This window comes from Paenarthrobacter sp. NPDC018779, assembly GCF_044391085.1.
Classification (GTDB): domain Bacteria; phylum Actinomycetota; class Actinomycetes; order Actinomycetales; family Micrococcaceae; genus Arthrobacter.
In genome coordinates this window covers 1-12,513 of record NZ_JBIRZS010000043.1, presented here as the reverse complement: position 1 = coordinate 12,513, position 12,513 = coordinate 1, and the positions used below count along the sequence as shown (strand labels likewise).

The 12,513-nt window shown below is 61.5% G+C and carries 12 protein-coding genes; 7 read left to right on the top strand and 5 right to left on the bottom strand.

Annotated elements, in window-relative coordinates; translation table 11 throughout:
* Nucleotides 1-87: 87 nt before the first annotated feature.
* On the bottom strand, nt 88-840 hold the full coding sequence (locus ACH488_RS21700) for an ArsR/SmtB family transcription factor (RefSeq protein ID WP_397326669.1): 753 nt from the start codon (nt 838-840) through the stop codon (nt 88-90).
* Between the two features lie 428 nt (nt 841-1,268).
* Between ACH488_RS21700 and ACH488_RS21695 the strand changes: the two genes are divergently transcribed.
* Genes ACH488_RS21695 through ACH488_RS21675 form a run of 5 tightly spaced genes read left to right on the top strand, consistent with a single transcriptional unit; the run spans nt 1,269 to nt 7,529 of the window.
* Nucleotides 1,269-3,341 carry a beta-galactosidase gene (locus tag ACH488_RS21695; RefSeq protein ID WP_397326667.1) on the top strand — a complete coding sequence of 691 codons (2,073 nt, stop codon included), beginning with the start codon at nt 1,269-1,271 and terminating at the stop codon, nt 3,339-3,341.
* Nucleotides 3,332-4,306, top strand: coding sequence for an ABC transporter permease (locus ACH488_RS21690; RefSeq protein ID WP_397326666.1), 975 nt, complete (start codon nt 3,332-3,334; stop codon nt 4,304-4,306). The genes ACH488_RS21695 and ACH488_RS21690 overlap by 10 nt, the downstream gene beginning before the upstream one ends.
* 41 nt (nt 4,307-4,347) lie before the next feature.
* Complete coding sequence (locus ACH488_RS21685) at nt 4,348-5,217, top strand: carbohydrate ABC transporter permease (protein WP_397326668.1); 870 nt, start codon at nt 4,348-4,350, stop codon at nt 5,215-5,217.
* Between the two features lie 5 nt (nt 5,218-5,222).
* Nucleotides 5,223-6,857, top strand: a complete 1,635-nt coding sequence (locus ACH488_RS21680; protein ID WP_397326665.1) for an extracellular solute-binding protein — start codon at nt 5,223-5,225, stop codon at nt 6,855-6,857.
* A gap of 6 nt (nt 6,858-6,863) precedes the next feature.
* On the top strand, nt 6,864-7,529 hold the full coding sequence (locus ACH488_RS21675; protein ID WP_397326664.1) for a DUF624 domain-containing protein: 666 nt from the start codon (nt 6,864-6,866) through the stop codon (nt 7,527-7,529).
* Between the two features lie 68 nt (nt 7,530-7,597).
* Here ACH488_RS21675 and ACH488_RS21670 read toward each other — a convergent pair whose 3' ends face one another.
* The 4 genes from ACH488_RS21670 to ACH488_RS21655 all read right to left on the bottom strand — a co-directional run bounded on the left by ACH488_RS21670 (nt 7,598) and on the right by ACH488_RS21655 (nt 10,812).
* Nucleotides 7,598-8,935, bottom strand: coding sequence for an amidohydrolase family protein (locus ACH488_RS21670; RefSeq protein WP_397326663.1), 1,338 nt, complete (start codon nt 8,933-8,935; stop codon nt 7,598-7,600).
* Nucleotides 8,936-9,085: 150 nt separating this feature from the next.
* Nucleotides 9,086-9,595, bottom strand: coding sequence for a DinB family protein (locus ACH488_RS21665; RefSeq protein ID WP_397326662.1), 510 nt, complete (start codon nt 9,593-9,595; stop codon nt 9,086-9,088).
* Nucleotides 9,592-10,023, bottom strand: a complete 432-nt coding sequence (locus tag ACH488_RS21660; protein WP_397326661.1) for a VOC family protein — start codon at nt 10,021-10,023, stop codon at nt 9,592-9,594. The genes ACH488_RS21665 and ACH488_RS21660 overlap by 4 nt, the downstream gene beginning before the upstream one ends.
* 33 nt (nt 10,024-10,056) lie before the next feature.
* Nucleotides 10,057-10,812 carry an SDR family NAD(P)-dependent oxidoreductase gene (locus ACH488_RS21655; protein ID WP_397326660.1) on the bottom strand — a complete coding sequence of 252 codons (756 nt, stop codon included), beginning with the start codon at nt 10,810-10,812 and terminating at the stop codon, nt 10,057-10,059.
* A 226-nt stretch (nt 10,813-11,038) separates the two neighbouring features.
* Here ACH488_RS21655 and ACH488_RS21650 point away from each other — a divergent pair, with 226 nt between their 5' ends.
* A complete protein-coding gene (locus tag ACH488_RS21650; RefSeq protein ID WP_397326659.1) occupies nt 11,039-11,521 on the top strand; it encodes a hypothetical protein in 483 nt (160 codons plus the stop codon).
* Nucleotides 11,522-11,572: 51 nt separating this feature from the next.
* Nucleotides 11,573-12,262, top strand: a complete 690-nt coding sequence (locus ACH488_RS21645; RefSeq protein ID WP_397326657.1) for a hypothetical protein — start codon at nt 11,573-11,575, stop codon at nt 12,260-12,262.
* Nucleotides 12,263-12,513 lie beyond the last annotated feature (251 nt).

Below are 12,513 nucleotides of genomic sequence, written 5' to 3'. Positions count from 1 at the left end.
CCGTTACGACAAACTCGCCCTCACCTACCGCGGTGGAGCCGTCCTGCGAGCCATCAGCATCTGGCTGACATCTTTAGGAGACACGCCCTAGGCGTACATGAGGGAGCCGGGCGTGGTCAGCGTCTCGCCGGTCTCGAGCCAGGTCTTCAGGCCCGAGAGGATCATGGGCCAGCCGCCGTACAACTGGTCGTTGGCGCCTTCGCGGAGCTGGTCGTGGGTCACGGTGAGGTGGCAGGAGTCGCCCACAGGCTCGATTTCCCAGGTGATCCGGGACGTACCCTCGGCTTTGACGTCCTCGCCCCACAAGGCCGTCATGGTCTGGACCAGGCGGCGCGGCGGATCAACCTCTATGTTCTCGCCCTCACCGAGTGGCGCGTCCGCTTTGACGTTCCGCATCTCGAAGCGCCCGCCCGGTGTCCAGTCCGAGGTCAACGTGTTCCCGAACTGGTACTTACTGCGGATCTCGCTGTTGGTGATGGCTTCCCACAGCCGTTCGGGTGTGGTCTTGATGTAAATCTCGAAGATCTTTTCCATGGGACTTTCCAATCTGGATTTGAGGTCGCTGAGGGCAGCGGCCCATGGTTCTGCGTATTTGCTCACCCAGCGGTCATGGATGAGCCTGATGGGGACCGGGTTCAGGAAGTGCAGCTTTTCACGCCCCCGACGGCGGGTGACCACCAGTCCTGCATCCTCCAACAGCTTGAGGTGCTTGGCGATGCCGAAACGTGTCATCTCGAACCGGGCTCCGAGGGCTGACAGGGTTTGCCCGTCCTCGCGGAACAACTCGTCGAGCAATTGCCGGCGGGTTGGGTCTGCGAGTGCCTTGAACACGGGGTCCATGGGTTCAGAATAGGTGACCATTTGGTCACCTGTCAACGGGTTGCTGAGGTGGCGTGCCTTGGGGTCGCTGAGCTTCCCTGCGGCCGAGTTCGCCGGAAACCTGCGAAAACCTTTGGTAGCGAACAGCGAAATAGGCGCATTCCCGCGTACTCGGTGAGACCTAGCCCTGGGACGCCAATTCCGATAGTTTCTGGATTCCTTCAGAAACTCGACAATAACTTGCGAGTGCATTCGGGGAGTCTCCAGGCCACGTCATTGCCCGGATACCCTGGGGCCGTCAACCTGGAGTGGCTTCCCAGCGAACTCGGAAGTTACCCGCGAGTTCGGAAACTCACCTGTTGTTATTGCGTAAACTTTACGATAGTTTCTCTCTGTGATGCGCGTCGCACTGAAGCTTCGGGGCGACGAAGGCCGAGTGAAGGACAAAGATGACCATCCACCCTGAGGACTTACTGAGCGCTGAAGAGCGTTTGAAACGCCTGCATGAACGCTTGGGCGGTATTGCCTACGGCGGCGACTACAACCCCGAACAATGGCCCCGTGAGGTGTGGCTGGAGGATGCCAGGCTCATGCAGCAAGCCGGAGTGAACCTTGTGACGCTGGCAGTGTTTTCGTGGAGCCGCTTGGAGATCACCGACGGCGTCTTCGACTTCGGGTGGCTGGATGACGTCATGGATCTCATGCACACCCACGGCATCGGCGTGGACCTCGCTACCCCGGACGCGGTCCCACCAGCGTGGCTCGTGGAGCAGCATCCGGACATCATGCCCGAGCGCGCGGACGGCAGTATTTTCGGCTTTGGCTCCCGCCAGCATTTTGATGTTTCCCATCCCGTCTACCGGGCAAAGTCACTGGCCCTCGCGGAGAAGATGGGGGAGCGGTACGCCAAGCATCCTGCACTTCGGATGTGGCATGTGGGCAATGAATACGGCCCCACGTCCTACGGCCCGTGGGCGGAGAAGGCGTTCAGGGAATGGCTGCGACTGAAGTACTCCTCCCTGGACGAACTCAACCAGGCCTGGAGCACCACGGTGTGGGGACAGCACTACACCGACTGGAACCAGGTCCGCGTTCCGGCGCAGCCACGCACGTGGTCCAATCCCTCCCGGCGCCTGGACTTCCACCGGTTCACCTCGGACAGCATGCTGGAACACTTCAAGGCCGAGCGGGACATCCTCCGCCGGTACAGTCCTGACCTGCCGATCGTCACCAACTTCATGCGCTTCTACAAAACCAACGACTATTGGGCGTGGGCGGCGGAAGAAGACGCTGCGGCACTGGATATCTACCCGGATCCGCGGGAAGAGGATGCACATATTGCTGCAGCCTTGAACTTCGACCTGATGCGCTCGCTCCGCCAAGGCCAGCCATGGATGGTGATGGAGCAAGCCACCGGAGCGGTCAGCCAGTGGTCCATCAACGTGTCCAAACTTCCGGGGAAGATGCGCCTCGGTTCCTACCAGGCCATTGCCCAGGGTGCGGATTCGATCCTGTTCTTCCAATGGCGCCAAGCCAAGGGCGGCACTGAACGCTACCACTCGGCCATGGTCAACCACGCCGGTCCGGACACGCGGATCTTCCGGGAAGTATGCGAGCTTGGCCAGGAGTTGAAGTCCCTGGTCGGACTCACCGGTGCGAGGTCCACAGCCAAGGTGGCCATCGTCTTCGATTGGGACTGCTGGTGGGCGCTTGAGCTGGGCAACTCACCGCGTTCGGACCTGAACTACGCGCAGGAAGTCCTCCGCTTCTATCGGCCCCTGTTCGAGGCCAACGTAACCGTGGACTTCGTCAGCGCCAACAGCGACCTTTCCCCGTACAGCCTGGTGATCATGCCGGCGTCGTACCTTCTCACCGACGAGTCCGCGGCGAGGTTCGAGACGTACGTGGCTGAAGGCGGGCGGCTGGTGGCGTCCTACCTCTCGGGGATCGTGGATGAGGACAACAGCATCCGCCTGGGCGGCTACCCGGGTGCGCTGCGGAAGGTCCTGGGAGCGTGGAGCGAGGAGATGCATCCGCTGGCCGGCGAGGACGAACAGGTAAAGCTTTCAACGCCCGACGGCGGTACCTCCTCGGCGAGCTACTGGACCGAGCATATCCATGCCGAGACGGCAGAGGTCGTCGCCAGTTACGCGTCCGGCCGCCTCGCCGGTGTACCAGCAGTGACGCGGAACGCCTTCGGACAAGGCAGTGCTCTCTACCTCTCCGCGCGCCTCGATGATGACCTGCACCGGCAATTGCTCGGCGAAGAACTCCAGGCTGCGGGGGTTGCCCCCGAACTGGACGTGCCCGCGGGAGTCCAGGTCCGCCGTCGTGCCAGCACCAAGGCCGACGGCACTGGCCGCAGCTTCCTGCTGGTGCTCAACCACAACGACGCTCCCGTCCAGGTAGACGTTCACGACGGCGGCACGGACCTTCTCAGCGACCGCCCGGTTCAGGGCCCGGTTGAGGTAGAGGCAAACGGCGTCCTGATCCTTGAGGAAAAGGTGGGGTCATGGCACTGAGGCTGGACACCCCTCCGGCGGCTGTCGTTGAGGAGAAACCGCGGAATAAGCGCCGCGACAAGCCCGGAAGCTGGAAGTTGGCGCTCAAACGTGATTGGCGTTTGTACACACTGTTAGCGCTACCACTGGCCTACTTCCTGGTGTTCCGCTACCTGCCCATGGCCGGCAACGTGATCGCTTTCCGCCAATTCCAACCCGGCGGCAACATCTTTGGCGAGAAGTGGGTGGGCTTCAAATACATCACCCTCTTCATCAACGATCCCAGTTTCTGGCAGGCCTTCCAGAACACGATAGTCCTGGGTGTCCTGACACTGGTGTTCTGCTTCCCGATGCCCATCATCTTCGCGCTGATGCTGAACGAACTGAGATCGCAGAAGTTTAAGAAGTTCGTCCAGACGGTGGCGTACCTGCCGCACTTCATGTCCGTGGTGATCATTGCCGGAATGATTTTGCAGAACTTCTCCATGACCGGAACGGTGAACCAGATCTCTGAAGCGTTGTTCGGCAACACTGTGAACTTCACGCAGGATCCCACTTGGTTCCGGCCCATGTATATCAGTTCGGAAGTGTGGCAGACCATGGGTTGGGGCGCCATTCTCTATCTGGCCGCGCTGACGCGGGTGGACGAATCCCTCTACGAAGCAGCCAGGATCGACGGCGCCAACCGCTGGCAGCAGACGTGGCACGTAACGCTGCCTGCCATCAGGCCCACCATCATCACCCTGCTGATCCTGAACATTGGCACTTTCATGGCCGTCGGGTTCGAGAAGATCCTGCTGATCTACAACCCGCTCAACTATGCAGCTTCAGACGTCATCTCCACCTACCTGTACCGGGTGGGCCTGGAATCCAGCAATTTCAGCTACGCGGCCGCGATCGGCATGTTCGAATCCGTCATCGGCCTCACGTTGATCCTCTCAGCGAACGCCATCTCCAAGCGCGTCGCAGGAACGAGCCTCTGGTGAACAAGACTTCTATTGCCGAGCGTGTCGTCCTGGTACGGAACATGAAGGTGTCCAAAGGGATGCGCGTGTTCCAGGCATTCAACCTGGTGTTCCTGCTGCTGGTGGTGTTCCTGACGGCCTACCCCTTCCTGAACATCATTGCGCAGTCGTTTTCCAGCGAGGGGTTCATCAACTCCGGGCAGGTCAACCTGTTCCCCATGGGCTTCAACACTGAGACGTACAAACTGATCCTGGCTGACTCCGCGTTTTGGACGAACTACGGGAACACAGTGCTCTACACAGTGGTGGCGACGGCCATCTCCATGGTCCTCACTACGTCTTTTGCCTATGCGATCGCCAAGAAGGATTTGAAAGGCCGGAGCGTCTTCATTGGCCTGGCCGTCTTCACCATGTTTTTCAACGGTGGGCTTATTCCCAACTACGTCCTGATCAGCTCCCTTGGCATGCGGGACACCATCTGGGCCGTGGTGCTGCCGAACGCCATCAGCGTCTTCAACCTGCTGATCATGAAGTCCTTCTTCGAAAACATGCCACGTGAATTGGAAGAGGCGGCCTCCATTGACGGCCTGACCCAGTACGGGATCCTTTTCCGCGTGGTGCTGCCGCTGAGCAAGGCGATCGTCGCCACCATGGTGCTGTTCTACGCCGTGGCCAACTGGAACTCCTGGTTCCAAGCCTTCCTTTACCTGGACAACCCGGACTTGTTCCCGGTCACCATCTACCTCCGAAACATGATCGCTGGCGTCACAACTGCCGGATCTGCAGGTGGCACGGCCGAGAACGTCGGACAGATCGCTGCCAACATCCAGTCGGTGACCATCGTCCTTACCGTCATCCCCATCCTTTGTGTCTATCCCTTCGTCCAGAAGTACTTCTTCTCGGGCGTGATGCTCGGTTCCGTCAAGGAATAACCCTCATGAAAGGAAACCCAATGATCCGCAGACGAGACTTCCTGGGGCTCGCGTCCGTCGTCACCATCGGCTTGGTCATGACAGCGTGCGACGCCGACACCAAGGAGAAGGTTGACACCTCCAAGAACCGCACGGGTGCCATGGACAGCTTCAAAGTGGGAGACACGTTCAAGGCGACGATGCCCCTGACGTTCTCCTTCCTCTTCTCAGACCAGCCCACCTACCCCTACAAGAAAGACTGGCTGCTCTTCACCAAGATGGCCAGCGACAACAACATCACCCTGGAACCCACCATCGTTCCCAACAGCGATTACGAGCAGAAACGCAGTCTCCTCATCAGCTCAGGAAGCGCCCCGGAAATCATTGCCAAAACATACCCGGGACAGGAATCGGCGTTCGTCTCTGCCGGTGCAGTGTTGCCGGTCAGCGACTACGTGGACCTGATGCCGCACTACCAGGACAAGGTCAAGAAGTGGAAGCTGGAGCCTGAAATTGAGGCGCTCACGCAGGAAGACGGCAAGTACTACGTCCTTCCGGGCCTCCACCAGGAACTGTGGCCGGACTACTCGCTGTGCTTCCGGAAGGACGTGTTGAAGAAGGAAGGACTTTCGGAGCCGAAGACCTGGGACGAGCTCCGTGAAGTGCTCCGCGCGCTCAAGAAGGCGTATCCCGACGTCGTTCCTTTCTCCGACCGCTTTAAGGGTGACAGTGTCCTGAACATCGCAGCACCGGCGTTCGGCACCGTGGCTGGTTGGGGCCTGGTGGACGGTTTGCTGTTTGACCAGGACAAAAAGGAGTTCGCCTTCGCCTCGGGTTCGGACAAGTTCAAGGACCTCGCCACATACTTCAATTCGCTGGTGTCCGAGGGCCTGATGGACCCGGAGAGTTTCACGCAGACGGACGATGCCGCCATCCAGAAGTTCGTCTCCGGAAAGTCGTTCGTGATCAGTGCCAACTCGCAGAACGTCATCACCTACCGCACTTCCATGGAACAGTCCCTCGGCAAGGGCGCCTTCGAGATCGGCAAGATCACTGTTCCCGGCGGCCCGGCCGGTGACATCATCGGCGGCACCCGCCTGGAGAACGGCATCATGCTGAACTCGTCCGTGAAGGACAAGGACAGCTTCGTGGCACTCATTCAGTACATCGACTGGCTGTTCTACAGCGACGCCGGTCAGGAGTTCAGCAAGTGGGGAGTCGAAGGGACCACCTATACCAAGCAGGGCGGCAAGCGGAAGCTCGCAGCTGATATCAACTACCAAGGCCTCAACCCCGCCGGCACCAAGGACCTTCGCGTTGACTACGGTTTCTCCGGCGGCAACTTCGCCTATGGCGGTACCACGGATCTGCTGCAGTCCACATTCAACGAGGAGGAATTGGCTTTCCAGGAGGCCATGAAGTCCAAGAAACCCCGTCCTGTCTCGCCGCCTGTTCCCTTCAGCGACGTGGACCGTGAACAAGCCACCCTGGCTCTCACGCCACTCAAGGACCACGTCAAGCAGAACACCCTGAAGTTCATTACCGGACAGAGGGCCCTCGGCGAGTTCGCTGCCTACGTGAAGGAACTCGACAGCAAGGGCATGGGGAAGTACGTGGACCTCGCCAACAAGGCGTACAAGGCGTACGCGGACAAGAAGTAGGTTCTGGTGGCAGCCACGAAAGCAGAGTTTGGTTCCGGGGCGTTGTTCAAGGCCGCCGGCACCATCCACGGGATTCTGGTTGGCACCGGGTTGCTGGTGCTGACCAATCTGCCGATACTCGCTTCGCCATGGCTCGGACCCCTCGCCCTGCTTGTGCTGGTGCTGGCTGGCCCGGCGATCGTGGCTGCGTGCTACGCCTTCAACCGGCTCATGGCAGGGGAGGACACGGGAGTATTTCGCGACTTCAGGAAGTCCTACCGTCTCAATTTCCTGCAGGCGTTGGCCGTATGGCTGCCGTACCTCGCTCTGCTTGCCGTCATCGCTGGTAACCTGCTCAGCCTCCCGGGCAGCAACCCTGAAATGGTTGCTGCCCGGGTTGGGCTGCTGGGCTTGGCGGTCATCGTGTGCACTGCTGCGGTTCATGCGTTGTTGTTGCTGTCCCGGTTCTCGTTCAGGACCGTGGACATTTATAGGCTTTCGCTCTACACGCTCGGATCCGGAAAGCGCGTGTCCCTTGGCAACGCAGGAATCCTGTTCATCACCGGATTCCTGATGATCAGCACGACGGCTTGGCTGTTACCGTTCATTGCCGGCGCGGTGGTGTACCTCCTCTGCTTGAACTCCCGGCCGCTGCTCAAACTTGTGGAGGACAAGTTCACGCTGCCCGCCTAAAGCAACCCGGAGTCACTTACAACCCATTCTGGCGGGATTTAAGGGCGATAAGTGACCCCGGGTTGCAGTTAGAGGTTGGTGCGGACCACGGCACCTTGGGCGATCACGGTGCTCACCTTTTCGAGGGCAGAACCGTCCGCCAGGGGGTCGGCGTCGACAATAACGACGTCGGCCAGCGAGCCGCGTACCAGGCGACCCACAGCGTCGCCGCGGCCAAGCAAACGTGCCGCGTTGGTGGTGGCAGCCTGCAGTGCCTCGAGGGGGGTGAGTCCGGCCTCCGAAAGCAAGCGGACCTCGGTGCCGATGGGCGTCACGTCCGTGCCGAAGGAGTCCGTACCGGCGATGATCGTCACACCCGCGTCCTTGGCAGCCCTGACTGCGGCTTTCAGGATAGGCGTGTATTCCTTGCCGCGGGCAGCCAGGATCGGGTTGCTCGAGGTGGCCATGCTGGTGATCGCATCCATGGTGGGGGTGAAATAGGTTCCACGACGCGCCATCTCATGAATGGTCGCCTCCGTCATGAACACGCCGTGCTCAATGCTGCGGACACCGGCCCGGACCGCGCCGTCGATGCCCTCCGCGCTGTACGCGTGGCACAGCACACCGGCACCCTTTGCTGCCTTCACGATCGCCCCGATCTGATCCACGTTGTAGACCAATTCGCGGGGATCCTGCTCGGGGATGCCAGCGCGCGGGTTGGCGCGGGTCTTGATGACCTCGGCACCACGCTTGAGGTTGATACGCGTCAAGTAGGCCAAATCCTGGGCCTCAGTGACGCCGCCCTTGAGCGTGGCCAGCGGTGCCAGGTCTGGATCGGCCAGGAGGGAGTCTCCCTGGTCCGGGGAGATGAACAAGCCGGCAGGGGTCATACGCGGAGTGACACCCGGAGCCCACTGAGGTACTGCGGCCATAGCGATGTCCTGGTAGAACGTGCTCGACCCGCTACGGACACTCGTCGCTCCACCCTGGAGAAGCAGGCGGGCATCCGCCAAGGCGTTGGCGTGCACGTGGGCATCGACGAGGCCCGGGAGGACCCAACGGCCGGACGCGTTCAGCACACGCGCACGGTTTCCGACGGCGGCAACGGCCTTGCGCGTCTGGCCCCGGGTTCCGACGGCGGTCACCATGCCGCCGTCGAGGACGACCACGCCGTCCGTTACGGCATCGCCGGTCTTGGGGTCCACCACGGTGCCGCCCTCGATGACCACTGCTTGGGTGGTGAGGGGCTGGCCGGGGTAGTTCGGCCCGGACTTCGGGTTATCTGCCAAAGCCGGGGGAGCGGAGACCATTTGTGCGGCGATGCCCGCAACGGAGATGCCTGCCAAAGCGGCGGCGCCGGCCAGGATGCCACGGCGAGGCAACTCACCGGCGGGCTTTGGTGCTGAGGTGTGGTCGTGAAGGCACATCGTTGTACTCCTGGGTGGAACTACCGGGGTTGCTGCGAACTAGCAATCCCTATTTGGTATTCCAGAATGCCTCAATCGATCGAGTGCTCGCAAGCGTTTAGGGAAATATATGCGAGGAAAGTCGAATTTTGGTATGCCAAAAGGGGGGTGCTAGGCAGGATCGGCCTGCCCGTCCAGAATTTGTTCCCGCAGGATATCCGCGTGACCGCAATGCTGTGCCAACTCCCGGAGCATGTGCAGGTATACCCAGCGCAGGGGCAGCGGGCCGCGCCGGTTCCCCAGGAGCAGGTCATCAAGTCCCAGGTCGGCGGCCGCGCGGCGGGATGCTTCGCACGCCTCGCGGTGGGCCTCCTGGATGCTGGCGATCGTGTCCGTGTCTTCGAGGATGAACGATTCGTCCGGCGTCGATGGAATGCCGATCTCAGTGCGGGAGCGGCAGGTGATCGCTTCGTTGAACCACACCTTCTCCACGAAAGTCACATGTTTGACGAGGCCCAGAAGCGTCGTCCGCGAGGGGACCAGCCGGCGTCGTGCTTGTTCTTCGGTGAGTCCGTCCAGGCTGGCGTTCAGTGCGCGGCGGTGTTCGTCGATGAATGCCTCGAACTGCACGTGCGCCTCCGCGGTGATGACGCCATCGGAAGAGCGCAGTGGCGCGCTCATCCGAAAACTACCGTGCCGTCGTCGTCGATCCGCCAGCCGGGGTTGTAGGCAATTTCCCACACAACGCCGTTGGGGTCCTTGACGTGGCCATGGAAGATGCCGCCGAACGCGCCTGCCTGGGCCGGCTTGATGACACTGGCGCCCGCTGAGACCAGTTGCTCAATGGTGCGGGTCACTTCCGCCTCGCTGCCAACGTTATGGGACAAAGTGACGCCACTGACGCCCACAGTTTTGGTCCCGCTGGCCAAGTCCTGATCGAACTTGTCTGCGTCAAAAAGGCCGAGAACCTGCCCGGGGGCAACTTGGAAGAAGATGATTTCGCCGGGGACGTCCATGAGGGGATCCCAACCGAGCCCGTCCTTGTAGAAGGCGCGGGCCCGGTCCAGATCAGGCGTGGCAAACGTGATGAAGTGCAGTCGCTGGTCCATACGGCCATGCTAGCGAGGAGGTGCGACCATAACTCAGGCCAGGTGCTGGCGTGTGCCGTTCAGCTCGGAGGCCGGCGCGTCGAACAAGGCGGCCACGTGCTCGCCGAGTTCGTTGACGTGTGTGTAACCGGGGAACTTCCGATGCGGCGCCGCCTCCTTCATGGCGTCGTCCAGGAGCGCCTTCACCACGAACACCACGGCTGCCGAGGTCTGCTCCTTCGGCTCGGTCTTGTGGCCTGACTGGGCGGCATTGAAGCCGTCCGCCACGCCCAGGACCCAGGCTTCCGACGCTGCCTTGATCGCGGAGTAGCTGGCACCGCCCGCGGTCGGCTTGGCAGCCGCTACAGCCGAAACGATGGCCAGGCGGCCGCGGGGCGAGGCCTCGAGGTCGGCGTAGAAGGCGCGCGATGTATTCCGGAGCGTGGTCATGATGCTTGCGTGGAGGATGTCCCAATCCTCGTCGCGCTGGCCGGAGATGCCTTCGCCGCCGCGCCAGCCGCCCACCAAATGGATGAGTCCGTCCACGCCGCCGAGATCGTTGCGGACGTCCGCAGCGAGCTTTTCCACGGCTTCGGGGTTGGAGAGGTTGCAGACATAGGTCTTGGTGTCCGGGTAGGTTTCGGCCAATGCCTCCAGTCGGGTGGCATCAAGGTCGACGGCGGCAACGCGAGCTCCCTTCGCGAGGAGTGCGGCGATGACAGCTTGCCCTGCGGCGCTGGTGGATCCGGCAACCACCACGTTGAAGGGGTGGGCGGTTTCCACGTCATTGTGGTCATTCGTGAGGGGCACGGCGAGTCCTTCCAAAACTGTGTTTTGCGTTCCTAAAAGAGCGTAGCGAGGCGCGGTGAGTGCTAACGGATATTCAGGCTGAGCGTAAGAGATTCTCATGCTCGGGCCGGATTGTGCCAAGCTAAGCGGCATTGAAGGGCCGGTGTGGAGTTGCGGCCGAGGCAACGATCCGGGCGCGGAATCCGGGGGCAGGGCGCTTCCGCGCTCGGGCGGGCGACAATGAAGCATGGCAACTACAGATGGCATCAGCACTCGTCGAACTGCCGCCGTCGTGGCCGTGGGGTTCATTGCCGGCATGTCCTTGAGCGGCTGCATCTCCTACTGGGGAGGCGCCCCGCCCTGTATGCCTCCGGATTACACCGTCAGCCCGACCGCCGCGAGGCCCGGTGACTCCGTGACAGTTACCGCGGCGGATGCCACCTGCGATCCGCGCTACGGCCACGACGCACGGGTGCTGATCGTGGTTAAGGATTCCACCGGCGTCGAAGTTCTCACCACCACAGCTCCCATGGCCGACGCAGGCGGCTTCTCCTACACGTTCCAAGTGCCCGCAACCATGAAACCGGGAACAGCCAGCGTTGGTGCGTCCCCTGATGGTGTCGACTGGTGCGACGACACCGGCAGGAACAACCGGGTAGGCCGCGGGGAACCTCAATTCCAAAGGGCGTCCTGCGCTGAACGGGTCAAACCGCTGAACATCACCGGGTGAGGTGGCCCGGCCGTTGTTGAGGCAGGTCCACGGCGGTGGGAGGATGAGTTTGTGCAACCCTTCTTCGACTTTATTGGTCAGTACTGGTGGCTTGTCTTCGTCTTCGGTGGGATGGCGGGCGGTTGGGCCAAGTCCCTCTCCCGGGCCAGCGAACGTCGGCACCGGCGCAAAGTTGAGCTGTACAAGCTGAAGAACCAGCAGGCCGTAACCGAGCAGGCCAGCCAAGCCGAAGTGGCCGCCTTGATGGCCGCCCACGATGCCGTGAACCACAAATGGCTCGACTACGAGTTGGATGTTGGGAAGCTCATTGACTACCCGTTGATGAGCGACGTCCGCGAGCCGCTTACGGTGGCCTTCCTGCGTGCCAAGAAGGAAGCCGATGGCATGCGTCCCGCTTCGCCTGCGGAAATTACGACGGCGGCCCGCCTCGCCGAATACCGGGCGACGGTGCACAGCTATGAGATTGCCTTCGAGATCGCAGAGCGCGAATCAAAACGGATCAAGGACGGCAACTTCACTGGCCCGGAACGGGAACGCCTGGCCACGGCAAGGAAACTCCTGCGCATTGCGGAGGATGTCGCGGCCACTCCGGCCGAGCGTCAGACGGCCTACAAGCGCGCCCGGAAAGAACTGGACGGCCTGATTGTCCTTCCTGAAACCACGGTTGCCGCCCTTGAAAAGAAGGTCGCAGGGGTGCTGGATACCCGGAAAGACCCCGACACGGACGCTCGGATCGCGTGAGCTGAGCACCTGGGCTGAGCAGCGGCGTACCTTCACGACCCACTTTGAGTGCGGCTCGGCCGAAACCCAACTGGAATGGGGTTCATTCGGATCCGCGGGGGCTCAAAGTAGGTCGGGGAGGTACACCTCATTCCCTGCTGGCCGACGCGTCCCACCTTGGTGAGAGTGTCCCTATGTTTTTCGTCAAGCGGTTTTGGGTGTTTGGGCTTGGTAGAGGGTGCCGTCGCGGAGCATGGCGTAGAGGGTGTCGC

Coding starts and splice junctions, on each gene's coding strand:
- ACH488_RS21700 (WP_397326669.1), bottom strand. CDS start 840: ATGGACCCCGTGTTCAAGGCACTCGCAGACCCAACCCGCCGGCAATTG.
- ACH488_RS21695 (WP_397326667.1), top strand. CDS start 1,269: ATGACCATCCACCCTGAGGACTTACTGAGCGCTGAAGAGCGTTTGAAA.
- ACH488_RS21690 (WP_397326666.1), top strand. CDS start 3,332: ATGGCACTGAGGCTGGACACCCCTCCGGCGGCTGTCGTTGAGGAGAAA.
- ACH488_RS21685 (WP_397326668.1), top strand. CDS start 4,348: ATGAAGGTGTCCAAAGGGATGCGCGTGTTCCAGGCATTCAACCTGGTG.
- ACH488_RS21680 (WP_397326665.1), top strand. CDS start 5,223: ATGAAAGGAAACCCAATGATCCGCAGACGAGACTTCCTGGGGCTCGCG.
- ACH488_RS21670 (WP_397326663.1), bottom strand. CDS start 8,935: ATGTGCCTTCACGACCACACCTCAGCACCAAAGCCCGCCGGTGAGTTG.
- ACH488_RS21665 (WP_397326662.1), bottom strand. CDS start 9,595: ATGAGCGCGCCACTGCGCTCTTCCGATGGCGTCATCACCGCGGAGGCG.
- ACH488_RS21660 (WP_397326661.1), bottom strand. CDS start 10,023: ATGGACCAGCGACTGCACTTCATCACGTTTGCCACGCCTGATCTGGAC.
- ACH488_RS21650 (WP_397326659.1), top strand. CDS start 11,039: ATGGCAACTACAGATGGCATCAGCACTCGTCGAACTGCCGCCGTCGTG.